Source organism: Microbacterium sp. NPDC096154, from assembly GCF_040302945.1.
GTDB lineage: Bacteria > Actinomycetota > Actinomycetes > Actinomycetales > Microbacteriaceae > Microbacterium.
This window is the reverse complement of sequence record NZ_JBEOSM010000003.1, coordinates 286,120-309,436: the sequence shown is the minus strand read 5'-3', so window position 1 is coordinate 309,436 and position 23,317 is coordinate 286,120. Positions and strand designations below refer to the sequence as shown.

Below are 23,317 nucleotides of genomic sequence, written 5' to 3'. Positions count from 1 at the left end.
ATGCCCTCCGCGGCGGCGCCGACCCTCTTCGCGTGGCACTCGCCGCGCACGTGGCCGGGGGCCGCGCTGTCGCTGTGGAATCGCTCACTGCAGTTCCGCACGATCCTCGTGACGACCGCTCTCACCGCGATCACGATCACGGTCGCGTGTCTCTGGATGGCGCTCGCCATCCAGAACGACCTGTTCCAGACGCGGCGCGACGAGGTGCTCGCCGACGCGTCGCGGGCCGTGCAGGCCGCGCGCGAGACGCTCGACGCCTCCGAGGTCGCCGGCAGCCGTGCCCAGATGCAGGTGCTCTGGACGTCGGTGCGCGACGACATCACCGAGCTCTCGTCGACCGACCAGATCGCGGGCTTCCGCATCGACCAGCAGCCCGTGCCGCTGGCGCCGTCGGACTTCGGGCAAGGAGGGCTGACGGCTGAGGCGGTCTCGGCCGGTCTGCGCGAGCGCGTGCGGTCGCAGCCCGAGTCGCAGTGGTGGCAGTCGATCGCCCTGCGTGACGCCGACGGCGACCAGGTGCCGGGCATCATCGTGGGGCAGCAGCTGCAGGTGCCCACCGTGGGTCCGTACGAGATCTACCTCGCCTACGATCTCGCCGACGAGGCGGAGACGCTGCTGTTCGTGCAGCGCACGCTGTGGGCGTCGGGTGTCTCCATGGTGCTCATCGTCGTGGCCATCCTGTGGCTCGTGATGCGGGGGCTGTCGACGCCCATCATCGAGGCGTCCGCGACGAGTGCGCGTCTGGCCGCGGGCGACCTCAAGGTGCGCATCCCCGTGCACGGCGAGGACGAGCTCGCGACGCTCGGCCGCTCGTTCAACGCGATGGCCGACAGCATCGAGTCGCAGATCCACGAGCTCGCCGAGCTGTCGCTCGTGCAGCAGCGGTTCGTGTCCGATGTCTCGCACGAGCTGCGCACGCCGCTCACGACGATCCGGCTCGCGGCCGACATGATCAACGACCGGCGCGAGGCGTTCGATCCGGCCACGGCGCGCGCGGCCGAGCTGCTGCACGCGCAGGTCGCCCGCTTCGAGGAGCTGCTGACCGACCTGCTGGAGATCAGCCGCTACGACGCCGGATCGGTGCAGCTCGAGCTCGAGGCGACGAGCCTCGCCCACCTGGCCGAGGACGTCATCGAGTCGATGCGGCACCTCGCCGAGCAGCACGGCACCGAGCTGCGGTTCGTGGCGCCCGGCGGCTACTCGCCGGTCGACATGGACCCCCGGCGCGTGCGGCGCATCCTGCGAAATCTGCTGGGCAACGCCATCGAGCACGGCGAGGGCCGGCCCATCGTCGTGACGGTCGACAGCAGCCCGCAGGCCGTGGCGGTCGGCGTGCGGGATTACGGCATGGGCATGTCGCCCGGGGACGCCGAGCGCGTCTTCGACCGGTTCTGGCGCGCCGATCCGTCGCGCAAGCGCACGCTCGGCGGCACCGGTCTCGGACTGTCCATCGCGCTCGGGGACGCGAAGCTGCACGGGGGCACTCTCGAGGTGTGGTCGCAGCTCGGCGGCGGCACGAACTTCGTGCTCACCCTCCCGCGCAATCTCCGCGCGCAGGCCGCCATGGGGGAGCGGGCGACGCCCGACGTCCAGTCGCCCGTGCCGCTCGAGCCGTCGGACGAGCCGCTGCAGGGCGAGCTGGGGCCGACGCAGCCCATCCTGACAATGGACGTGGCGCAGGCCGAGGGACTCGACGACGTCGGCGAGGTGCGCGAGCTGCGCGACGTCGACGGTGTCGACAGCGTCGACCAGGACGCTCCCGCGAACGCCGGCGAGAAGGGGGAGGCGCGATGAGGCCCGCGACCGTGCACCGGAGCCGCGCCATCGCGGTGCTGCTCGCGCTCGTGCTGGCGCTCGCCGGGTGCACGGGGCTGCCGACATCCGGCCCCGTGACGGCGGGTCGCGTACCGGGCGAGGCGGCCGAGGACCCGCCCACCCAGTTCTTCGCATACGCTCCGGCGCGCGGTGCGACGCCCGAGGAGATCGTCACGGGCTTCGTCGAGGCGGCGATCTCGCCGCTGAGCAGCTGGGAGACCGCACGCCTGTTCCTGGCCGACTCGCTCGCCGAATCATGGCGTCCGGAGGCCGGCGTGATCGTGGACGTGGCCGACGACCGGCGCTATGAGGTGACGGGCGATGACTCGGTCACGCTGAACCTGACCCCGACCGCGACGGTCGACGAGCACGGCACGTATACGACGGCCGCCTCCGGGTCGGTCGAGCTCGGGTTCCGGCTGACGCAGCGGGAGGACGGCGAGTGGCGCATCGTCGAGGCGCCCGACGGGATCGTGCTCGACCGGCAGAACTTCCCCGACGTCTACAGCGACCATCGCCTGGCGTACTTCGACCCGACCTGGACCTACCTGGTGCCGGACGTGCGCTGGTTCCCCACGAGCGGCAACACCGCGACGTACATCGTGCGGGAGCTGGTCGACGGGGCGCCGAGCCCGTGGCTGGCCGGCTCGGTGGCAAGCGCGTTCGCGCAGGACATCGACCTGTCGACGGGCGCGGTGCCGGTGGACACCGACCAGGTCGCGCACATCGAGCTGAACGCGGTGGCCGCCGGTGCCGACACCACCGCCCTCAGCCGGATGGCGGCTCAGCTCGACGCGAGCCTCGCCAATACCGGCGTGCAGAGCGTGCGTCTCACGATCGCGGGCGAGAGCAGTCCGGTCCAGGTCGACCCCGTGCAGCCCGCGCAGACGCGGCCCGACTCGCGGGCGCTGGTGCTGCGCAACGGCGAGCTGGGGTTCCTGTCGGGATCCGAGCTGACGCCGCTCGAGGGTCTCAGCGACGCGATCGAGGACATGGAGGGGCAGATCGACTCCATCGCGGTGGCCCCCGACCGGCAGGTGGCCGCCGTGCAGCAGTCGACCGGGCTCGTCTACCGCGTGACCGCCGACAGTCCGGATCGAGTCGACGAGCGCGACGACCTGATCGCGCCGGTGATCGACCCGTTCGGGTACGTCTGGACCGTGCCGGCCGACGATCCCGGCGCCGTCGTGGCGTGGGATCCCGATCTGGAGCCGTTCCCTCTTGCCGGCGGCTGGTCCGAGGCGTCGCGTGTGCACGCCATGGCGATGTCGCGCGACGGCTCGCGCGTCGCGGCGCTCGTCACGGTGGGCGGCGAGCAGTTCGCGATGGTCGCGAGCGTCCGCCGAGATCGTGCCGGACGGCCCACCGGGCTGGGCGACGCCATGCGCACCGCCGAGCTCGCACAGCCGGGCGTGTCGATCGCCTGGATCGAGGACGCCCGGCTCGGCATCGTCACGAGCGAGGGCGACGAGGCGAGTGTCATCGAGCAGCAGGTCGGCGGTCAGGCCGAGCGCTCGAACGCTCCGAACGGGACCCGTGCCATCGAGTTCGGCACGCAGGACTCGTCGGTGCGGCTGCTCGGCGCGGAGGGGCTGCTGTACATGCGGCGCGGGTCGTCGTGGCAGCAGACGGGCTCGGAGGTCTCCGTGCTGGCGACGCAGATGGGCGCTCCGCAGAACGCCGACGGCTGAGGCTCGTCCACAGCGGCCCGCCGCGACCGAAAGGCCCCGTCGCCGGCCGCGGTACGCACCCGCGCGGTCGTCGTCGACGAGCATGGCGCCATGGACGACCGATGGGCTCCCGCGCGCGATGTCATACGCCGTGCGTGCGCGCAGGCTCTCGCGCTGCTGCTGCCCGTCGCCTGCGCCGGGTGCGGGCTGCAGGGCGTGGCCCTGTGCGCGCCGTGCCGAGCGCTGCTCGCGCCGCGGCCTGAGGCGCACTCGATCGGGTCGCTCGTCGTCTGGAGCGGACTGTCGTTCGAGGGGCCCTGTGCGCGGACCGTGCGGGCGCTCAAGCAGGCGGGTCGCACCGACGTGGCCACCGCGCTGGCCCCGGCCCTGCGCGCTGCGGTGAGGGCCGCGGTCGCCGGGGCCGAGCCGCCCGTCGTCGCGGTCGCGGTGCCGACCTCCCGCACCGCGATGCGGCGGAGGGGGTACCGGGTGCCGGAGCTGCTCGCTCGTCGCGCCGGTGTGCGCACGATGCGGCTGCTGGCCCCGGCCCGCGCGACATCCGATCAGCGAGTGCTCGGACGGGAGGAGCGTGCGCGCAACGTCGCCGGCAGCATGCGGGCCCGCGCGGAGGCGGCGGGCCTCGCCGTGGTGCTGGTCGACGACGTGGTGACCACGGGTGCGACCCTCGAGGAGGCGCGGCGCGCCCTCGAGCGCGAGGGCGCGCACGTGATCGGCGCAGCCGTCGTGGCGGCGACACCGCTGCGAGATCGCCCCCGGACGGCTGCGCGTCGGCATAGATGACCGCTCCGGCGGCTTCTTCCCTCGCGGTGAGCGGGATCTGTCCGGCCTCACCGCCACGCTGTGCGTCATACCGGTCGATTCCGCGTGACACCGGCGGCGGCCGGGTCTACGGTAGGGCATCACACAGCCCCGGGCTCTCCGGGGGATCGCGACCGAGGTCCGCACGTCCGGACAAGGTGCCGGGGACCGGGCGGACCGGACAGGGAGGCACGATGGAAACGAACATCTCGGGAGTCGGCGTCGGGATCACCGACCGTTTCCGATCCGTGGTCGAGGAGAAGAGCGTGCGCATCGCGGGCCTGGCCCCCCGCGCGCTCCGTCTCGAGGTCAAGGTCACTCACCAGGCTCACCGCAACGGGCGCATCGAGGATGACGTCGTCGAGCTCACCGTCATCGGCAAGGGGCCCGTCGTGCGCGCGGAAGCATGTGCGGGGGACAAGTTCGCGGCGCTCGACATGGCGCTCGACAAGCTCGCCGAGCAGCTGCGCCGCGCGAAGGACAAGCGCGTCACGGGGCGGCTGCACCCGCGCGGCGCCCACTACGAGAAGGGCTCCGGTGCGCTGGAAGGCATCGACGTGCAGCCCGCTCCGGCCGATGTCATCCGCGCCGTGGCGACCGGCGAGGTGCCGATCGTCGCCGAGGGCGAGGACGAGGAGGACTACTCGCCCGTCGTCATCCGCACCAAGACCTTCGAACCCGAGTGGATGACCGTCGAGGAAGCCGTCGACCGTATGGAGCTGGTCGGGCACGACTTCTTCCTGTTCATCGATGCCCGCACCGACCACCCGAGTGTCGTGTACCGTCGCCGCGGCTGGGACTACGGCGTGATCTCGCTCACCGCGACCGCGCCGCCCGAGGCCGAGAAGCTCGCCTCGTAACCCGCACACAGAGGGGCCGGTCCCGGACCGGCCCCTCTGTCATGACTGCGGCTCCGACTGCCGTCGGTCGCGGGCGCTGCCGTCGCCGTGCGCTGTCAATCGAACAGGTCGCCCATCAGGCCGCCCAGCAGCAGGCCGCCCATCACGGGGCCGAGGATGTCGCCACCGCCGCCGAAGCCGGAGCGCGGTCGCCCGCGTCCGCCGTAGCCGCCGTAGCCGCCCCAGTCGTCCCCGTCGGGGCGCCCGGAGTCGATGTCGCGCTGCGCGGCCTGCAAGGCCTCCGTCGCGAGCTGCTGCACGCGGCGGGCGATCGCGAGCGCCTGGTCGCGGGTGTCCTCGGGCATGACGAGCGGGTCGACCTCGGGGCGCAGGCGCTGGGCCTCGGCGAGCCGGGTGCGCGCATCGGCGCCGATCCACCCGCGGTGCCCGGCGATCACGCTCTGTGCCACCGCGACGGCGTGGTCGGCGGCGTCGACGGCGTGCCGCACCTGCTCCAGGGCGGGCACCGGCCGCGCGGCCCGCGCGCGCGCCTTCTCGACGGCCGCGTCGAGCGCCGCGTTGGCATCGCGCAGCTGCGCGAGATCGGCGAACGGGTCGCTCGGGGTGCCGGGGCCGGGGAGTGCGGCCAGGGCGTTCTCGAGAGCCGCCACGGCGGCGGTCACCTCGGCCGCGTGCGGCGCACCGGCCTGCATCAGCGGCCGAGCCGCGACGATGTCGCCCCGCGAGTCGGCGATGACGTCGGCGAGCGTCGACTGCGCGCGCAGCGCCTCGATCTCGAAGTCCTCGACGCCGTCGATGATCGTGCCCGCGCGTCGCACGGCCTCCGTTGCGGTCTCCAGCGCGACGTTCGCCTCCTCGGGCCGGCGGGCCTCGCGCCGTCGCACCGAGACGTCGGCGCTGTGCAGGGCGAAGTCGAGCAGCTGCTCGGCCTCGTCGGGGTTCGCGGCCACGCGGTGCAGCGCCGCCTCGCTGTAGCGGCCTGCGAGGCGCTGCACGGTCTCGCGGGTCTGCGGGAGGCGGGCGCGCAGCCGCTCGACGTCGGTGCGGATCCCCTCGATGATCTGCGGCGCCTGCCGCACCATCGCGATCTTCTCGCGCAGCGCCTCGGTGCGCTCGTCGAGCACATCCTGCGCCCAGTCGCACAGCTGCACGATGCGGGCGTTGCGCGTGCGCAGCTCCTCGGCCGTGTCGGGTATCTCGTCGTGGTTGAGCTGATGCAGGTGGAACGCCTCTCCCAGATGGGTGCGCACCGCGTTCAGGCCCTCGCGCAGATCCTTGGTGGCCGCCTCCCCGAGCTCGGCGACGGCGAACTCCAGTTCGTCCGCGGTCGACCGGATGCGCTCATCGGCCTCGACCAGTGCGGCCCGCGCGCGCCGTGCCAGGTCGTCGTCCTGCGCCTGCCGTGCCTGCTCTTCCTCGCGCCTGCGCCTGCCCCAGAATCCGGCCATGGGTCGATCCTATGCGCGCGTGCTGTGCGCGGGTGCGGGGCCGCGACCCGTGCTGCGCACCACGCGAGCGCGTCTCGCGCGCCGCCCCTCCGCCGCGGGGGCGGGGCGCTCTCGCCCGCTTCTATGCCACCGCCCGTGCTGCGATCCGTGCCGGGCGGCCGCGACGGGGACGCTCGGTCGACAGGTCCAGCGCCAGCGCGTGATCCGGATGCGCCGCGAGTCGCGTCTCGCTGTGCTCGAGCCAGCGCACCTCGGCCTCCGCGGCGAAGATCATCGCGTCCACGACGAGCGACCGGGCGATCGACTCCGGGCCATCCGGGTCGGGCTGCTCGGTGCGCCGCAGCTCCTCCAAGCGGGCCAGCGTGGCCGAGCGCTGAGCGCGGATGAGGCTGGTCACGTCCGCGCCGGGCAGCGTGGCGGCGAGCGCGAGCTTCACGGCGAGCTCGTCGCGTGCCGCCTGACCGCGCTCGACCGCCGAGACGAGCCAGTCGCGCACCTCGGCCCTGCCGGCGTCGGCGATCTGCCAGTAGACGTGGCCGTGCGCGTCCGGCTCCCCCCGCACCACGAGCCCATCGCGTTCGAGGCGCTCGAGGGTGTTGTAGATCTGCCCCACGTTGAGGGGCCATGTGCCGCCCGTGCGACGCTCGAACTCCGTGCGCAGCTGATAGCCGTAGCAGGGGCCCTGGTCGAGGATCGCGAGCAGACTCTGGCGCACGCTCATCCGGTGTCTCCGTTCCGCACCGAGGTGCGTATCTGCTTTCCGGGTATATGCATACCGGGAATGGTGTGCGCCGCGGCGAACCGGGCGGCGAGTCGCGTTCATCCGCGGTTCACGCGTGTGTTCACGGCGTGTCCGGCCCGGCGGAGTAGCATCGCGGCCATGTCCGACGCGCCCGAGGTCCGGATCGCCGAGTACGCACGCCCCAGCCACACCCTGGTCCACCTGAGCGACACGCATCTGCGCGCACACGGGGGTGTCTTCGGCATCGACGCCGCCGACAATGTGGAGCGGGTGCTGTCCGACCTCGCGGGGGCGGGAGGGCATCCCGACGCCCTCGTCTTCACGGGCGACCTCGCCGACCTCGGCGAGCAGGACGCCTACGGGCGGCTGCGCGACATCGTGGAGCCCGCCGCCGAGCGGCTCGGCGCGCGTGTCATCTGGGTCATGGGAAACCACGACTCCCGCGGCGTCTTCCGCCGGGAGCTGCTCGACGACGACGGGGACGGCCCCGTCGACGCGGTCCACGACATCGACGGCCTCCGCGTCATCGTGCTCGACACCACGGTGCCCGGGGAGCACCACGGCGAGATCAGCGACGCCCAGCTCGACTGGCTGGCGCTGGAGCTGGCCGTCGCCGCGCCCCACGGCACCATCCTCGCGATGCATCATCCGCCCGTGCCCTGCGTGCTCGACCTGGCGACGCTGGTCGAGCTGCGCGACCAGAAGCGGCTGGCGCCCGTGCTGCGCGACAGCGACGTACGCGCCATCCTGGCCGGTCACGTGCACTTCTCCACATCGGCCACGTTCGCGGGCATCCCCGTCTCGGTCGCCTCGGCGACCTGCTACACGCAGGACCCGGGCGTCCTCGACGGCGGCATGCGGCCGCGCGATGCCGCCCAGTCGTACAACCTCGTGCACGTCTACGACGAGACGGTGGTCCACTCCGTGGTGCCGCTCACGTCCGCCCCGCCTGCCGAGGTGACGAGCGCCGAGGAGTCGCGCCGGCGGCTCGCGGCGGCCGGCGTGGTGATCCCGGGCTCGGCCGCGCGGGCCCGGGTCGACCGCATCTCGCCGCTCTCGTCGCGGCTGCCGCTGATGCGCTGAGCGGCCCGCCGCCGCGCATCGGTCACTCCTCGTCGGGCGACGTCCGCTCCCAGGGGGCGGCGATGGGGAAGTACGCCTCCAGCATCTCGCGCACCGCTCGCTCTCGCAGGTCCTCAGGGATCTCCGGCACGCTGCCGTCGTTGAGGCAGAACATGTCGGCGTCGCGGCGGGCCAGGAGCCGCTCCATCCGATGCAGCGACTCCTGCATCGTGGTCTGGATGTACGCGGTGCGCGGTGCCGTGGTGGGCAACGCGCGCCCCGTCATCAGCGCGTAGTAGTGGTAGAGCGAGTTGGTCACCGACACATCGGTCGCGCTGCGGAAGCGGGCGGCCGCCGTGCGAGCGAACTCCTCGGGGAACTCGCGCTCGAGCTCGAACATGACGCTGCGCCGGTGCGGCGTCGCACAGTGCTCCAGGTCGCGGGTGATGACGCGCCCGAAGCGGCGCTGCAGCACCTCCCGGTTCACGCGCGCCGCGTTGTCGTGCCCGCTGCGCGACGGGTTCGCGGCGCCGACGCCGATGCGCACGTCGCACTCGACGAACTGGCTGATGCCGGCGGATGTGAAGAAGAGCTCGGGCCGCACGGGGCGGCCGAAGAACATGTCGTCGTTCGAGTAGAGGAAGTGCTCCGCGATGCCGGGGATGCGGTGCAGCTGCGCCTCGACGGCATGCGAGTTGTGCGTGGGCAGGACCGATGGGTCGGCGAAGAACTCCTCGCTGCGCACGATCCGCACGCGGGGGTGCTCACGCAGCCACCAGGGCGCGGGGCTGTCGGTCGCGATCCAGATCGTCCGGATCCACGGCGCGAACATGTGCACGCTGCGCAGCGCGTAGCGCAGCTCGTCCACCTGGCGGTAGCGGGCGGCGTGGTCGTCGCCGTCGCCCACGACATACGCGTTCATGCGCTTGGCGCGCTCGCGCTGGAAGTCGTTGGACGCGCCGTCGACCCAGGAGAAGACGATGTCGACCTCCTCGGTGAAGTCGTTCGCGCGCGGCTCCCACATGCCGGCGATCGTGCGCCACGAGCGGCCGTGACGGCGCACCGTGTCGAACGCCAGATCGTCGGCCGCGATCGTGCGGCGCGTGAGCGCGTTGGGGCGAGGGGCGTGCAGCGTGCGGCCCTCGCGGCGCCAGAACTCGAGGCGGATGCCGCGCTCCGCGCCGTACCGCAGCGTGCCGGACGGCACGGTGCGGGGACGGAACAGGATGGCCACGTCGCCGCCGCCGAAGGCTCGCGCGGCGCCGGCGCGGAGCGGGCGGGCCACGCTCTTCTCGCGACGGGCGGCGGCCCATGGCTCCGTCGCGGCCGCCTCGTCCAGCGCCGCCAGGACGGCGTCGCGGGCTGTGGCAGGCACGGCGAGCGCGGGGCGGCCGCTCGAGCGGCGCAGGAGCCATGGCTCGACGCCGGCGTGCGCGAGCACCTCGGCCAGGGCGACCAGGTCGCGCTCCTCGGCCTCGGCGGGCGTCGCGTCGTCGATCAGGTGGGGAAGGCCCGCGTGCGCGAGCGGGGCCGCGGGAGATGCGGCGAGAGGAGCGGCGGCGGCAGCAGCAGCCGAGGACGAGCCGGCGGGCATGGCCGCGGACGGGGAGAGCAGCGTCATCGATCACCTCTGTTCAGGAATGCGCGAGCCGCCTGGTCGGCAGACCGGCGGGCCGCTCGCGGAGATGGGCGGGGGCCCGGGGGGAGCGAGGCGAGCGGCGGGAGTGCAGCCGGCGGGAGAAGCCGGTTCCCAGATTGTAGGGTCCTGTTGTTTCCGTCGCGTCACATGTCGCGACTAGCGGCGCCCCGTATGCGGTCCCGCGGTGACGCTCCCACCGGGCCCAGAGGACTCAGAGGTCACGGGCGGATAACATGAGTCCGTGTGCCCGCCGCCCGAGGCGGCGGCATGCGGCGCCGTCCACACCGGGCGCGGCGCCGATCGAACGAGGAGATATCACGTGGCCAATCCCTTCGAGAAGCTGCTCCGCGCCGGAGAGGGACGCGTCCGCCGGCGGCTCCAGCAGGTGGTCGCCGCCGTCGGCGCGCTCGAGGAGGACTACACGCAGCTGAGCGACGAGGAGCTGCGCGGCGAGACCGCCGAGCTGCGCGCGCGCTACGAGGCCGGCGAGACGCTCGACCACCTCATGCCCGAGGCGTTTGCGGCGGTGCGCGAGGCGGCCAAGCGCACGCTCGGCATGCGCCCGTACGACGTGCAGATCATGGGTGGCGCGGCTCTGCACCTCGGCAACATCGCCGAGATGAAGACGGGTGAGGGCAAGACGCTCGTCGCGACGCTGCCGGCGTACCTGAACGCCATCGCCGGCAAGGGCGTGCACGTCATCACCGTGAACGACTTCCTCGCGTCCTACCAGGCGGAGCTGATGGGCCGCGTGTTCCGTGCGCTCGGCATGACGACGGGCGTGATCGTGTCGGGCCAGACGCCCGCCGTGCGTCGCGAGCAGTACGCCGCCGACATCACGTACGGCACGAACAACGAGTTCGGCTTCGACTACCTGCGCGACAACATGGCCTGGCGCAAGGAGGACCTCGTTCAGCGCGGCCACTTCTTCGCGATCGTCGACGAGGTCGACTCGATCCTGATCGACGAGGCGCGCACGCCGCTCATCATCTCGGGACCGTCGTCGGGTGAGGCGAACCGCTGGTTCGTGGAGTTCGCCAAGATCGCCCGCACGCTCGAGGAGGGCGTCGACTACGAGGTCGACATCAAGAAGCGCACGGTCGGCGTGCTCGAAGCGGGCATCGAGAAGGTCGAGGACTACCTCGGCATCGACAACCTGTACGAGTCGGCGAACACCCCGCTGATCTCCTTCCTGAACAACTCGATCAAGGCGCTCGCGCTGTTCAAGCGCGACACCGACTACGTCGTCATGAACGACGAGGTCATGATCGTCGACGAGCACACGGGCCGCATCCTGGTGGGCCGCCGCTACAACGAGGGCATCCACCAGGCCATCGAGGCCAAGGAGGGCGTGCCGGTCAAGGCCGAGAACCAGACGCTGGCCACCGTGACGCTGCAGAACTACTTCCGCCTGTACGACAAGCTGTCGGGCATGACCGGCACGGCCGAGACCGAGGCCGGCGAGTTCATGGCGACCTACAAGCTCGGCGTCATCCCCATCCCGACGAACAAGCCGATGGTCCGCAAGGACCAGCGCGACCTCGTCTACCGCAACGAGGCGGGGAAGTTCGCGCAGGTGGTCGAGGACATCGCCGAGCGCCACGAGGCCGGGCAGCCGGTGCTGGTCGGCACGGTGAGCGTCGAGAAGAGCGAGTACCTCTCGCGCCTGCTCTCCAAGAAGGGCATCCGCCACGAGGTGCTCAATGCGAAGAACCACGCGCGTGAGGCCGAGATCGTGGCGCGGGCCGGCCGCCGTGGCGCGGTCACGGTGGCGACCAACATGGCCGGCCGTGGCACCGACATCATGCTCGGCGGCAACGCCGAGTTCCTCGCCGTGCAGGAGATGAAGGCGAAGGGCATGGACCCCTCCGGCACCGACCCGGAGGAGTACGAGGCCGAGTGGGCCGTCGTGTTCGAGCGCGTCAAGGCTGAGGTGGCCGAGGAGGCTGCGAAGGTCGTCGAGGCGGGCGGCCTGTACGTGCTCGGAACCGAGCGCCACGAGTCGCGCCGTATCGACAACCAGCTGCGCGGCCGTGCGGGCCGTCAGGGCGACCCCGGCGAGAGCCGCTTCTACCTGTCGCTCGAGGACGACCTGATGCGCCGCTTCCAGTCGGGCGCCGCCGACGCGCTGCTCGCGCGCAGCGACCTCCCCGATGACGTCGCCATCGAGTCGCGCCTGGTGTCGAATCTGATCAAGAACGCGCAGGCGGCGATCGAGTCGCGCAACGCGGAGGCGCGCAAGAACGTCCTGAAGTACGACGACGTGCTCAACCGTCAGCGCGAGGCGATCTACTCCGACCGTCGGCACATCCTGCAGGGCGACGACATCGAGGATCGCGTCCAGCACTTCATCGAGGACGCCATCACGGCGGTCATCGACGAGCACACCGCGGGCGGCCACAACGAGAGCTGGGACTTCGACGCGCTCTGGACCGAGCTGAAGACCCTGTACCCCGTAGGGGTCACGATCGACGAGGTCGTGGCCGAGGCGGGCGGTCGCAAGGGCGGCATCACAGCCGAGGGCCTCAAGCGCGAGCTGCTGAGCGACGCCAAGATCGCCTATGCCAAGCGCGAGGAGTCTCTGGGAACGGCCGCGATGCGAGAGCTCGAGCGCCGAGTGGTGCTGCAGGTGCTCGACCGCCGCTGGCGCGACCACCTGTACGAGATGGACTACCTGAAGGACGGCATCGGCCTGCGCGCGATGGCGCAGCGCGATCCGCTGATCGAGTACCAGCGCGAGGGGTACTCGATGTTCCAGGCGATGATGGGCCAGATCAAGGAGGAGGCCGTCGGCTATCTCTTCAACCTCGAGGTGCAGGTGCGCCGCGTGGGCGAGGGCGACGACGCGCCGGCCGAGGTCGAGGCCAAGGGCCTCTCGGACCAGCCCGGCGACCAGCAGCTCGAGTACTCGGCGCCCAACGACGCCGGCGAGGTCGAGGTGCGCAACGACCGCGGGCAGGTCAACAAGGCCGCCACGGATCGCGTGCGCCGCAGCGGCACGCAGGCCGCGGCTGCGCAGGCTCCCGGCGCGAGCGCGTTCGGCCAGGCCGCGGACGCCGCGCAGGACGCGCCGCTCAACCGCGAGCAGCGCCGAGCCGCCAAGAAGAAGTGATGCACCCGGGCCCCATCGGTCCACGCATGCGCGCGTGGACCGATGGGGCCCGGCATATCCTGGGGCGATGACCACCCCTGTTCCCTCCAGCGGCACCGGCACGGCCCGGCTGCGCACGCTGGACCAGTCCTCGAAGCTCAAGAACGTCCTCTACGAGATCCGCGGCGCGGCTCTGGACGAGGCGGCGCGGCTCGAGGCGGCGGGGCACACGGTGCTCAAGCTCAACACCGGCAACCCGGCCGTGTTCGGCTTCGAGGCGCCGTACCAGATCGTCCGCGACATGATCGCCGCGGTTCCGACGGCGCACGGCTACAGCGAGAGCCGCGGCATCCTGGCGGCGCGGCGCGCGATCGTGAGCCGCTATGAGGAGACGCCCGGATTCCCCGCGGTCGACCCCGAGAACGTCTACCTGGGCAACGGCGTGTCCGAGCTCATCACCATGACCATGCAGGCCCTTCTGGACCAGGGCGACGAGGTGCTGATCCCCGCGCCCGACTATCCGCTCTGGACGGCCATGACCAGCCTGTCGGGCGGCACGCCGGTGCACTATCTGTGCGACGAGCAGAACGGCTGGCAGCCGGATCTCGAGGACATCCGCTCGAAGATCACCGACCGCACGAAGGCGATCGTGATCATCAACCCCAACAACCCCACCGGGGCCGTGTACTCGCGCGAGGTGCTCGAGGGCATCGCGGACATCGCCCGCGAGCACTCGCTGCTGCTGCTGAGCGATGAGATCTACGACCGCATCCTGTTCGACGATGCGCAGCACATCCCGACGGCCTCCGTCGCGCCCGACCTGCTGTGCCTGACGTTCAACGGACTGTCGAAGACGTACCGCGTGGCGGGCTACCGCTCAGGCTGGCTCGTCATCACGGGGCCCCAGGAGCACGCCCGGGGGTTCATCGAGGGCATCACCCTGCTGGCCTCCACGCGTCTGTGCCCCAACGTGCCGGCCCAGCACGCGGTGCTCGCCGCGCTCACGGGCGTGCAGTCGATCGAGGGGCTGATCGCGCCGTCAGGGCGCCTGCACGAGCAGCGTGACGTGGCGTGGGAGAAGCTCAGCGCCATCCCCGGCGTCTCGTGCGTGAAGCCCGAGGGAGCGCTGTACGCGTTCCCCCGGCTCGATCCCGAGGTGCACGAGATCCGAGACGACGCGAAGCTGGTGTACGACCTGCTGGTGGCCGAGCGCATCCTGCTTGTGCAGGGCACCGGATTCAACTGGAAGACGCCCGACCACCTGCGCATCGTGACGCTGCCGGAGGCGCGCGTGCTGAGCGAGGCGATCGAGCGCCTGGGCAACTTCCTCAGCTCCTACAGGCAGTAGCGGGCGCGGCCCGCGGCGGGCGGAGTCAGAGGATGGCGAGGCTCGTCGCGCGCCAGCGGCGGTCGATGCCCTCGAGGCGCATGGCGACGGCGCGCGTGCGCTGCGGTGTCTCGACCACCACCACGCCCTCGACCACTCCGTCGGCGGGGGAGGAGTGGCGGATGGAGCGGATGGCGTAGACGGGCCGTTTCGCCGGCGTGCGGCGAGCGCTGCGGGCGCGGACGGCCATGCCCGCCCGGGTGACCAGCGACCGGTACGGCTCGTCGGTGAGCCAGCGCGCCAGCTGCTCAGGCTCGCGTACCCCGGCGAGCACCTCCAGCACGCCGCGGGTGAGGGCCGTCAGCAGCGGCTCGGGATCGGGCAGGCTCTCCGACGATGTGCGCTGCCGTGCGAAGTGCTCTTCGACGTCGGCGAGCTTGCGGAGCGGCCGGCGGGCGACCCCTTGCGCGGACGACATGGGCTGGGACATCGAGATCCCCCTGTTCTCGGTGTGCGGGACAAGACGTCAGTCCAACACCGCGTCTCGACCGCCCCGAGTCGGCACCTATGTCTGGGGAGATCCGAGGGGATAGCGGCATCCGCCGCCTGTGGAGAGCCGAACAGGACACATCGCACGGTGCTCTACGCTCGCCCCGTGCGATGGGAGCGCTTCTTCGACGACCTGGAGGATCAGCTCGCCGCCGAGTGGGAGGCCGAACGCGCGGCCCTGGAGTCGGAGGCCGAGCGGCTGCGCGTGGCACGGCTCGACCTGCGCTCGCGTCTGGCCGGCCTGGCCGGAGAGGCGGAGGGGCCCGTCGCCCTCGAACTCCTCGACGGGTTCGTCCGCGACGTGCGCATCTCGGCGGTCGGGGCCGACTGGATCGCGGCGCCGGAGGCGGCGGACGCGCGGCGGATGCTGCTGGTGCCGATCGGGGCGATCCGCGGGATCCAGGTCGGTCATGGCGACCTGCTGCGCAGCGCACGCCCCGCCGAGACTCGGGACCGGCTGGCCGAGCGCGTGACGTTCGCCCTCGCCCTGCGAGACCTCTCCCGCCGGCGCGTGGGCGTCGCGGTGGGCGTCGCGGCCGCAGGCGAAGCCGGCGCGGCACGCACGCTCACCGGCACGATCGACCGCGTGGGCGCCGACCATCTGGATCTGGCGATGCACGACGCCGGTGCTCCTCGTCGCGCCGCGGACGTGCGGGGATACCGGATGCTGCCCCTCGCCGGAGTCGCGTGGGTGCGCGTCGATGCGGGGGCCGGGGCGCCCGTGGTCTGAGCGGACGCGCGGGTGCCCTCAGCGGCCGTTGCCCCAGAGCTCGGGGAAGCTCGCGGTGTGGGACTGGCGCCACAGGGCCATGCGGCGGGCCTCCTCCACCTGCGCATCGAGATATTCGGCGATGCTGTCGCGCTCGATGCGCCACCGGGCCGGTGAGCCGACGCGCGCGCCGCGGAGGCGGCCCTGATGGACGAGCTCGATGACCTCGTCGACCGAGATGTCGAGCAGCTCCGCGACGTGAGCGGGCGGCACGTGGCGGCGTGCGACATCCTCGACCATGCCCCCATTATGGTGCCCGGGCATGCGCCCGAATCGGGGGAGGCCGCCCCCCTGTGGACAACAGAGCAGACGCGTCGGCGCGGTTTGCCACGATGCAAGCATGACCAGCATGACGACCGCCTCCCGCGGCACAGCAAGCGGCGGCCGTGCCGGCCGCGCCGCGACTTCACCGACCCGTGCGGCGCGCCCCGCGTTCTGGGCCGATGCGCGCTTCGTGATCGGCATCGTCCTCGTGGCCGCATCGATCGCGGCGGTCTGGTTCGTCGTGGCGGCCGCGCGGCAGACCGTGCCGGTGCTGGCCGCTGCCCACGCCCTGGTGCCCGGACAGACCATCACGGCCAGCGACGTGACGGTCGTCGATGTCGCTCTCGGCCAGGCCGGCGACGCGTACGTGGCGCCGGGCGCGCTCGACGAGGGCGTCGTGGCGCTGCGCGTCGTCGGCGCGGGCGAGCTGCTGCCGGCGGCGGCCGCCGGACCCGCCGCCCTCAGCGACCGCACGTCCGTGGTCGTGCGCAGCTCGGTCGACGTCCCCGCGGGCGTCGAGCGCGGCGCGGTGGTGGAGCTGTGGGAGACACCCCCTGCCGGCGAGCCGGGCGCATACGAGGCGCCGCGCGTGCTGGTCGCCGATGCCGTCGTGGCCCGCGTGGTGAGCGAGGAAGGCGTCATGGCCGCGGGCGGTGCGTCGCTGGAGCTCGTGATCGACCGGGCGCACGTGTCCGCCGTGCTCGCGGCGGTGGCGGCGGGCTCGGTGCTGTCGGCCGTTCCGGGCGTCGGCGAGGCACCGGAATCGGCGCCCGCGGAGGACGCGCAGGAACCCGGCGAAGGGGACGCGGAATGATCGCTCTCGTGGTGGCCGGGCCGGCCGAGGCGGAGCGGATCTCCGACGAGCTGCGGGATGAAGGCGTGGAGGTGCGGGCCGCGATCGGGGTGGACGGGCTGGCCGATGTCGACGACCCCGCGTCGAGGATCGCAGCGCTGTTCCAGGAGGTCGACACGCTCGTGCTCGCGGCCGCGGGCGCGTTGTCGTCGGAGCTCGTCGCGGAATGCGACCGGCGGGGCGTGCGCATCGTGACGCTCGCCGAGCGCGAGGCGGACGTGCGGGCCGCGCGCGCCTTCGGACTGGGCGATCCGCTGCCGTCGGATGCCCCGGCATGGCGCATCGTCGCCGCGGCGGATGGCCCGGGCGCCGCGACGGCGGAGCCCGATCCGGCCGAGGAGGGCGGGCGGATCGTCGTCGTGTGGGGGCCGGAGGGAGCACCCGGTCGCTCGACCGTGGCCGCGGAGCTCGCGCTCGAGTTCGCCCGGGCTGGTGAGCACGTCGCGCTGGTCGAGGCGGACAGCCGGGCGCCCTCCCTCGCGGTCGCGCTCGGCCTGGCGGACGAGACCCCGGGCTTCGCGGCGGCGTGTCGGCAGGCGGAGTTCGGCCTGCTCGACGCCGGGGAGCTGCTGCGGGTGAGCGTGCCGCTGGGAGACCTCGATGGTCGCGTGGACGTGCTCACCGGAATCAATCGCCCCGCGCGCTGGCCCGAGCTCTCGGCGAAGCGCGTCGAGACCGCGCTCGCGGTCATCCGGGATTGGGCGGACGTCGCAGTCGTCGACGTCGCGGCGTCGTTGGAAGCCGACGAGGAGATCGTGAGCGACCTGGAGGGCCCGCGCCGCAACGCCGCGACGCTCGCCGCTCTGCGCGTCGCCGATCAGGTCGTCGCCGTCGGCGCCGGCGACCCGGTCGGCCTCTCCCGGCTCGTGCGCGGTCACGCCGAGCTGCGGCAGGTGATCGGCACGACGACGCCCGTGCGCGTCGTGGTCAACCGGCTGCGCTCGGGCCCGGTGGGCATCGATCCGCGCGGACAGGTGCGGCGGGCGCTCGAGCGCTTCTCGGGCATCGTCGACGTGTCGTTCGTGCCCGAGGATCGGCGTGCCGCCGACGCGGCGCTGCTCGCCGCCCGGCCCGTGGGGGAGGTCGCACCGCGCTCGCCGCTGGCGCAGGCCATGCGTCGGCTGGCGGCCGAGCTGCGGGGTCGCCCGGGCCGGCGCGCAGACCGCCAGGAGGATCGTCGTCCGGTCCTGCGGCGCCGATCGGCGTGAGCCCAGCCCCATAAGCTTGACGCGTGTCGACTCTCAGTGACCTCGTCTACGCCCAGGGCATCGCGAGCGAGGCAGACGTCGAGTGGCTGCATCGTGTGGCCGGCGACGGACAGCTGCTCGCGGATCTCTCCTTCGCCGACATCGTGATGTGGGTGCCCACGTCGGACGACTCGTTCGTCGCCGTCGCGCACACCCGCCCCGGCGGTGCTGCCACGCTGTTCTACCGCGACATCGTGGGCGAGCGCATCCGGCCGCAGTGGCAGGCGCAGGTGCGCGAGGCGTTCGGCACGGCGAAGATCATCGACTCGTCGAGCCCCGAGTGGTTCGAGGAGACGCCCACGCGCGTGCGTGCGGTGCCCATCGTGCGCGCCCTCGACGGCGAGACCGCGGTGCTCGGCGTGCTCACGCGGCACACGAACCTGGGGGACGTGCGCGCGCCCTCGCGTCAGCAGATCACGTTCAACGACTGCGCCGACGACATCTTCCGGATGATCTCCACCAGTGACTTCCCCGACCTGTCGGCGCCGACGGGCCCCCGTCGCGGTGCCCCTCGCGCGGCCGACGGCCTGATCCGGCTGGACGTCGACGGGGTTGTGACGTTCGCGAGCCCCAACGCGCTGTCGGCCTTCAACCGCGTCGGGTTCGCGGATGAGCTCGAGGGCGAGTCGCTCGCCGAGGTGACCAGTCGCATCCTGCCGGCGTCGCGCGACACCGACGAGTCGCTGCCCGTGGTCGTGACGGGGCGCGCTCCCTGGCGCACCGACATCGAGGCCCGCGGGGTGACGGTGTCGCTGCGCGCGATCCCGCTGCGCGACCACGGCCACCGCACGGGAGCGATCGTGCTGTGCCGTGACGTGACCGAGCTCCGCCACCAGGAGCAGGAGCTGCTGACCAAGGACGCGACGATCCGCGAGATCCATCACCGCGTCAAGAACAACCTGCAGACCGTGGCGTCGCTGCTGCGCATCCAGGCCCGGCGCACCAAGTCGGAGGAGGCGCGCGAGTCGCTGACGCAGGCCATGCAGCGCGTCGCCGCGATCGCGGTGGTGCATGACACCCTCGCGAGCGGGCTGTCGCAGAACGTCGACTTCGACGAGGTGTTCGACCGCGTGCTGCGACTCGTGGCCGAGGTCGCCGCGGCGCCGAACACCCTGGCGCATACGCATTCGATCGGCAAGTTCGGCGTGCTGCCGAGCGAGTACGCCACGCCGCTCGCGCTCGCCCTGACCGAGCTCGTGACCAATGCGGTCGAGCACGGGCTGAAGGGTCAGGAGGGCAAGGTCGAGATCATCGCCGAGCGCGATGACGAGAAGCTGCTGGTGCGCGTGCGCGACTCGGGCAGCGGCCTGCCGGAGGGCACGGTGGGGCGGGGCCTCGGCACGCAGATCGTGCGCACGCTCATCCAGGGCGAGCTGAGCGGATCGATCGACTGGCGCACGCTGGGCGGGGACGAGCCGTCGGCGGGCGGCGAGATCGCGACGGGCACCGAGGTGGTCATCGAGATCCCGCTGCGGTGGATCAAGCGGTAGCGCGCTCCGCGCACGCACATGCCAAGAGGCGCCTTCCCCGCGGGGAAGGCGCCTCTTGGCTGTGGTGCTGCTGTGGTGCTGCTGTGGTGCTGCTGTGGTGCTGCTGCGGTGCGGCGGTCAGCCGGCGCGGCGGGCGCGGGCCGCGCGGCGCTTGAGAGCGCGACGCTCGTCCTCGCTCAGGCCACCCCAGACGCCCGAGTCCTGTCCGGTCTCGAGGGCGTACTGCAGGCAGACCTCGGTGACGGTGCACCGGGCGCAGACCGACTTGGCCTTCTCGATCTGGTCGACTGCCGGGCCGGTGTTGCCGACCGGGAAGAAGAGTTCGGGGTCGACTGTCAGGCAGGCCGCCTTGTCGCGCCAATCCATGCTGATGCTCCTCGCAGATGTGGTGGGTTCGAGCGAGCGCATGGCGCCCGGGATTCGAGGTGAGAAGCGCATCCGTTCGGGTCGGATACGCTGGTCATGGTGCGAGTTTGTGCTCGCGACCCACCACGCTGTGGGAAACATGCCGTTAACAATGGTCGTACAGTCGGGTTCTGAACGCAAGGGTTTTCTTGCCCGCTCGGGATACCGGTCGACGCGTCAGCCGCCGTGGCGGCGAGGAGAGCAGCTTTCATGCGCCGCAGGATCGCCCGCATCGCCGCCGTCGTGATCGCAGTCGAGGCGTTGGGCATCCTGGCTCTCGCGGCGTGGCAGGTGGTGGCGCTGATGGGAGCCGACACCGCCTCGCCCGTGAGCGCGATCGCGCTGATCGTGCTCACGGTCGTGGGCGCCGTGGCCGTGGCCGCCTTCGCCGGAGCGACATGGGCGGGCCGCTCGTGGGGCCGCTCGGGCGGCGTGGTGACACAGCTGCTCATCCTGGCCGTGGCGGTCGGGGCCGTGACCGGCGCGTATCCGCACCTGGGTGTCGCGCTGGCGCTGGGAGTGCCGGCAGCGGTTGTGCTGGTGCTCATCGTGCTCGCGGCGCGCGAGGCGAACAGCGAGGCACCGCGCGAGGACTGATCGCCCGCTTGTTCCCGGGCGGGGCGCCGAGTGCACACGCACATTGGTGTGCACTGGGCCGAAGCGGGGTCAGGGCTGCGCGCGACGCGGAGGGGTGCCGACCTCGCCGGCGAGGTGCCGGCTGAGCAGAGCGGCGCCGGCGACGGCAGCCGGCATGACGGCGATGGCGGCGAACGGCACGAGGAAGCAGACGTGCACGGCCACCCCGAAGCCGAGCACGCGCGCACGACTGCGGCGCAGCAGCGCGGCCCGCTGCTGCGCGTCGAGGCCACGCGCGGTCAGCCCGCGCGACGACAGCTCGTCGGCGATCACGCGCCCGTTGAGCAGCGCGCCGACGACCGCGCCCGCCGCGCCTCCCGCGACGGGGACGAGCGCGACGGCGCCCGCGGCGAGGGCCGCGAGCAGCCCCTTGCCGAACAGCCCCACGGCGTCGCGGACGGAGTGCCCGATGCCGTACGCGACATCGGGCACCCGGCCTCCGAGATCCTGTTCGACCGAGCGCCAGATCCGGTCGTAGAAGGGCTCGCCGACCACCAGCGTCAGCGCCGTGAACGTCACGATCGCCAGCACGACGGCGCCGCCCATGAGGGCGAGTCCGATCGCCCAGCGCAGCGCGCTCGCGGCGAGCTCGCCCCACCCGTCGGCGAAAGGGGTGAGCAGCTCCACGAGCCCCGGCAGGGCGAAGCCCAGTGCGATCAGGGCGCCGGTGAGCACCGCTCCGACGATCGCCGCGGGCGCGAGACCCGCCGCCATCACGCCGGGGCGACGCCGCCACCAACGGAAGCCGTCGATCAGGGTGCCGGCACCCCGCCAGAACTCGCGCACGCGTCCACGCTAGGCGAACGCGAACAGCGCGGGGAACACCGCGACCACTACGAGCCCCCACACCGCGTACAGCGGCACGAAGGCCGTGTGCCAGCGCACGATGCGCGCGAGGCCGCGGCGTGCGCGGAACGCCCGAGCCGTCAGCCACACATGACCGGCCAGATGCGCGAGCAGCAGCAGATTGAGGCCCAGCGCCGCGGTCTTGTTGGCGCTGAAGCCGAACTCGGCGATGCGGGCCAGCATCGCGGCCAGCATGATGGCGTCGACCGCCAGCGCGGCCAGGACGGTGGCGAGCTGCAGGCCGTCGAACCACCCCGGGCGGTCGAGGGCATCCCGCGCCGAGATCTCGTAGAGCGCCAGGCACACCACCAGCACAAGGATCGCGTCCATCAGGATCAGCAGCTCGCGGTCCACGGTCAGCAGCGTGCCGGCGGTGGAGACGACGGCGAGCAGTGCGACCAGCATGATGAGCGTGAGCGGCGTGAAGATGCGCGTCAGCACGGGGGCGATGTTCTCGACCACCGCCTGTTTTGTCTCCACGAGCCAGGCGGCGACGAGCACCGCTCCCGGGATGCCGACAGGCAGGATCCAGTCGATCACGACGGGGCTGGGATCCACCCCGACCATCGCGAACACGGCGTACGTCAGGCCGAGCAGCACGCCGCCGCCGAGCGCCATCAGCACGTAGTACACGACGAACTCGCCCGTGAAGCGCACGAAGTCCATCCGCCGGTCGCTGGAGCGGACTCGGCCGCCCGTATAGGCGACGCCGACGAGACCCCACGCGACCACCGGGCCGTGGAGCGCGGCGAGCACGGATGTCTGTCCGAACGGTGAGAACGGCGGTATCGCGACCAGCGCAGCGAGCAGGGCGAGGCCGGCGCCCAGCCCCGCGATCCAGGCCCAGCTGAGGCGTCGCTTCCAGCTCAGATAGCCGACCAGGAACGGGGCGACGTACAGCGTGAGGGTGCGCATCAGCGCGCCGGCGGCGCCCTCGCTCGGTACGTCGTCAGACGCGAACCCGAACAGCGTGAGGGCGAGCTTGAACGCGAGGCCGGCTGCGGCGCCGACGGCGATCGCCACGGCGGCGTCGCGCCAGCCGGATGCTGCCGCGGGCTCGCTCGCCGGTGCGACGAGCAGCTGCTTCCACAGCCGGTCCGAGTGCTCGCGGGCGTACTCGCCCGACAGTGCGTCGGCGTCGCCCATCCGGCGGATCCCGATCAGGAACGCCTCGTCGTCGTCCAGCCCGCGCTGACGCAGATCCGCGATCCGCTCGCGCAGGTGGTCCTCGAGCTCGTCGACGTCGCGGGCGGAGATGGTGCGACGCGCGAGCAGGTAGCGCCGCCAGTCGGCGATGCGGGCTTCGAGGGCCTCGGACGCGGCGCCGCTCATGCCGGGGCTCCCGCCACGCGCAGGCCCGTGTCGCCCCCGTGCCAGGCTCCGCGCAGGGCGTCGACCACCACCGACCACTGCGCCTGGCGGTCGGCGAGCGCCGCGCGGCCCTCGGCGGTGATGGCGTAGTGCTTGCGGCGCCGCCCGGTGGGGGAGACGCCCCACGACGAGGAGACCTGTCCGTGGCGCTCGAGGCGGTGCAGCAGCGGATACAGCATGCCGTCGTTCCACGACATGCGGCCGCCGGAAAGCTCGGTGACGCGCTTGAGGATCGCGTAGCCGTACAGCTCGCCTTCGGCCAGGATGCCGAGCACGAGAGGGGTCGCGGATGCCGCGACGAGGTCTTTGTCGATGCGCATGGAGCCTCCTGGGAATACCTTGCAGTTCAAGGTAACCCATACCTCGCACCGCGAGGTAGTCGCCACGGGCGGGAATAACCTCGCCGAGACCGCG

21 protein-coding genes are annotated in these 23,317 nt (G+C 72.3%); 12 read left to right on the top strand and 9 right to left on the bottom strand.

Annotation, left to right across the window (positions count from 1 at the left end; genetic code table 11):
- From mtrB to hpf, 4 genes are all read left to right on the top strand, one after another.
- Window positions 1-1,794, top strand: coding sequence for an MtrAB system histidine kinase MtrB (gene mtrB / locus ABTW64_RS06115; RefSeq protein ID WP_350620311.1), 1,794 nt, complete (start codon window positions 1-3; stop codon window positions 1,792-1,794).
- Window positions 1,791-3,506 carry an LpqB family beta-propeller domain-containing protein gene (locus ABTW64_RS06110; RefSeq protein ID WP_350620309.1) on the top strand — a complete coding sequence of 572 codons (1,716 nt, stop codon included), beginning with the start codon at window positions 1,791-1,793 and terminating at the stop codon, window positions 3,504-3,506. Before mtrB ends, ABTW64_RS06110 begins: the two co-directional genes overlap by 4 nt.
- A 90-nt stretch (window positions 3,507-3,596) precedes the next feature.
- Window positions 3,597-4,286, top strand: coding sequence for a ComF family protein (locus ABTW64_RS06105; protein WP_350620307.1), 690 nt, complete (start codon window positions 3,597-3,599; stop codon window positions 4,284-4,286).
- 212 nt (window positions 4,287-4,498) lie between these two features.
- Window positions 4,499-5,164 carry a ribosome hibernation-promoting factor, HPF/YfiA family gene (hpf, locus tag ABTW64_RS06100; RefSeq protein WP_350620305.1) on the top strand — a complete coding sequence of 222 codons (666 nt, stop codon included), beginning with the start codon at window positions 4,499-4,501 and terminating at the stop codon, window positions 5,162-5,164.
- A gap of 95 nt (window positions 5,165-5,259) precedes the next feature.
- Here hpf and ABTW64_RS06095 read toward each other — a convergent pair whose 3' ends face one another.
- Both ABTW64_RS06095 and ABTW64_RS06090 read right to left on the bottom strand, forming a co-directional pair.
- Window positions 5,260-6,612 (bottom strand): hypothetical protein, encoded by a 1,353-nt coding sequence (locus tag ABTW64_RS06095; RefSeq protein ID WP_350620303.1) that lies wholly within the window; start codon window positions 6,610-6,612, stop codon window positions 5,260-5,262.
- Between the two features lie 121 nt (window positions 6,613-6,733).
- The gene (locus ABTW64_RS06090; RefSeq protein ID WP_350620301.1) at window positions 6,734-7,333 is read right to left on the bottom strand and encodes a PadR family transcriptional regulator; all 600 of its coding nucleotides are present in this window, start codon (window positions 7,331-7,333) and stop codon (window positions 6,734-6,736) included.
- 159 nt (window positions 7,334-7,492) lie between these two features.
- On the opposite strand from ABTW64_RS06090, the gene ABTW64_RS06085 reads away from it, so the two are divergent.
- The gene (locus ABTW64_RS06085; protein ID WP_350620299.1) at window positions 7,493-8,437 is read left to right on the top strand and encodes a phosphodiesterase; all 945 of its coding nucleotides are present in this window, start codon (window positions 7,493-7,495) and stop codon (window positions 8,435-8,437) included.
- Between the two features lie 22 nt (window positions 8,438-8,459).
- Here the strand turns inward: ABTW64_RS06085 and ABTW64_RS06080 are convergent, their stop codons facing one another.
- Window positions 8,460-10,037 (bottom strand): stealth family protein, encoded by a 1,578-nt coding sequence (locus tag ABTW64_RS06080; RefSeq protein WP_350620297.1) that lies wholly within the window; start codon window positions 10,035-10,037, stop codon window positions 8,460-8,462.
- 337 nt (window positions 10,038-10,374) lie between these two features.
- Here ABTW64_RS06080 and secA point away from each other — a divergent pair, with 337 nt between their 5' ends.
- Both secA and ABTW64_RS06070 read left to right on the top strand, forming a co-directional pair.
- The gene (gene secA, locus ABTW64_RS06075) at window positions 10,375-13,167 is read left to right on the top strand and encodes a preprotein translocase subunit SecA (protein WP_350620294.1); all 2,793 of its coding nucleotides are present in this window, start codon (window positions 10,375-10,377) and stop codon (window positions 13,165-13,167) included.
- 67 nt (window positions 13,168-13,234) lie between these two features.
- Complete coding sequence (locus ABTW64_RS06070; protein ID WP_350620291.1) at window positions 13,235-14,494, top strand: pyridoxal phosphate-dependent aminotransferase; 1,260 nt, start codon at window positions 13,235-13,237, stop codon at window positions 14,492-14,494.
- Between the two features lie 25 nt (window positions 14,495-14,519).
- On the opposite strand, the gene ABTW64_RS06065 is transcribed toward ABTW64_RS06070, so the two are convergent.
- Window positions 14,520-14,963 (bottom strand): Rv3235 family protein, encoded by a 444-nt coding sequence (locus ABTW64_RS06065; RefSeq protein ID WP_350620289.1) that lies wholly within the window; start codon window positions 14,961-14,963, stop codon window positions 14,520-14,522.
- A gap of 165 nt (window positions 14,964-15,128) precedes the next feature.
- Between ABTW64_RS06065 and ABTW64_RS06060 the strand changes: the two genes are divergently transcribed.
- Entirely contained in the window at window positions 15,129-15,752 is a 624-nt protein-coding gene (locus ABTW64_RS06060; protein ID WP_350620287.1) for a hypothetical protein, read from the top strand.
- A gap of 18 nt (window positions 15,753-15,770) precedes the next feature.
- On the opposite strand, the gene ABTW64_RS06055 is transcribed toward ABTW64_RS06060, so the two are convergent.
- Entirely contained in the window at window positions 15,771-16,031 is a 261-nt protein-coding gene (locus ABTW64_RS06055) for a helix-turn-helix domain-containing protein (RefSeq protein WP_350620285.1), read from the bottom strand.
- A gap of 100 nt (window positions 16,032-16,131) precedes the next feature.
- Here ABTW64_RS06055 and ABTW64_RS06050 point away from each other — a divergent pair, with 100 nt between their 5' ends.
- From ABTW64_RS06050 to ABTW64_RS06040, 3 genes are read left to right on the top strand one after another with little or no spacing between them, the layout of a single operon-like run.
- Window positions 16,132-16,869: an SAF domain-containing protein gene (locus ABTW64_RS06050; protein WP_350620283.1), complete on the top strand. Its 738-nt coding sequence runs from the start codon at window positions 16,132-16,134 to the stop codon at window positions 16,867-16,869.
- Window positions 16,866-18,116 (top strand): CpaE/TadZ family protein, encoded by a 1,251-nt coding sequence (locus ABTW64_RS06045; RefSeq protein WP_350620281.1) that lies wholly within the window; start codon window positions 16,866-16,868, stop codon window positions 18,114-18,116. Before ABTW64_RS06050 ends, ABTW64_RS06045 begins: the two co-directional genes overlap by 4 nt.
- A 23-nt stretch (window positions 18,117-18,139) precedes the next feature.
- The gene (locus tag ABTW64_RS06040; protein ID WP_350620279.1) at window positions 18,140-19,645 is read left to right on the top strand and encodes a sensor histidine kinase; all 1,506 of its coding nucleotides are present in this window, start codon (window positions 18,140-18,142) and stop codon (window positions 19,643-19,645) included.
- A 117-nt stretch (window positions 19,646-19,762) separates the two neighbouring features.
- Here the strand turns inward: ABTW64_RS06040 and ABTW64_RS06035 are convergent, their stop codons facing one another.
- Window positions 19,763-20,011, bottom strand: coding sequence for a WhiB family transcriptional regulator (locus ABTW64_RS06035; protein ID WP_029152980.1), 249 nt, complete (start codon window positions 20,009-20,011; stop codon window positions 19,763-19,765).
- A gap of 249 nt (window positions 20,012-20,260) precedes the next feature.
- Between ABTW64_RS06035 and ABTW64_RS06030 the strand changes: the two genes are divergently transcribed.
- Window positions 20,261-20,647 (top strand): histidine kinase, encoded by a 387-nt coding sequence (locus tag ABTW64_RS06030; RefSeq protein WP_350620276.1) that lies wholly within the window; start codon window positions 20,261-20,263, stop codon window positions 20,645-20,647.
- Between the two features lie 69 nt (window positions 20,648-20,716).
- Here the strand turns inward: ABTW64_RS06030 and ABTW64_RS06025 are convergent, their stop codons facing one another.
- From ABTW64_RS06025 to ABTW64_RS06015, 3 genes are read right to left on the bottom strand one after another with little or no spacing between them, the layout of a single operon-like run.
- Window positions 20,717-21,472 carry an EI24 domain-containing protein gene (locus ABTW64_RS06025; RefSeq protein ID WP_350620274.1) on the bottom strand — a complete coding sequence of 252 codons (756 nt, stop codon included), beginning with the start codon at window positions 21,470-21,472 and terminating at the stop codon, window positions 20,717-20,719.
- A gap of 9 nt (window positions 21,473-21,481) precedes the next feature.
- Entirely contained in the window at window positions 21,482-22,864 is a 1,383-nt protein-coding gene (locus ABTW64_RS06020; protein WP_350620272.1) for a permease prefix domain 1-containing protein, read from the bottom strand.
- On the bottom strand, window positions 22,861-23,223 hold the full coding sequence (locus tag ABTW64_RS06015; RefSeq protein ID WP_350620270.1) for a PadR family transcriptional regulator: 363 nt from the start codon (window positions 23,221-23,223) through the stop codon (window positions 22,861-22,863). Before ABTW64_RS06015 ends, ABTW64_RS06020 begins: the two co-directional genes overlap by 4 nt.
- Window positions 23,224-23,317: the final 94 nt, after the last annotated feature.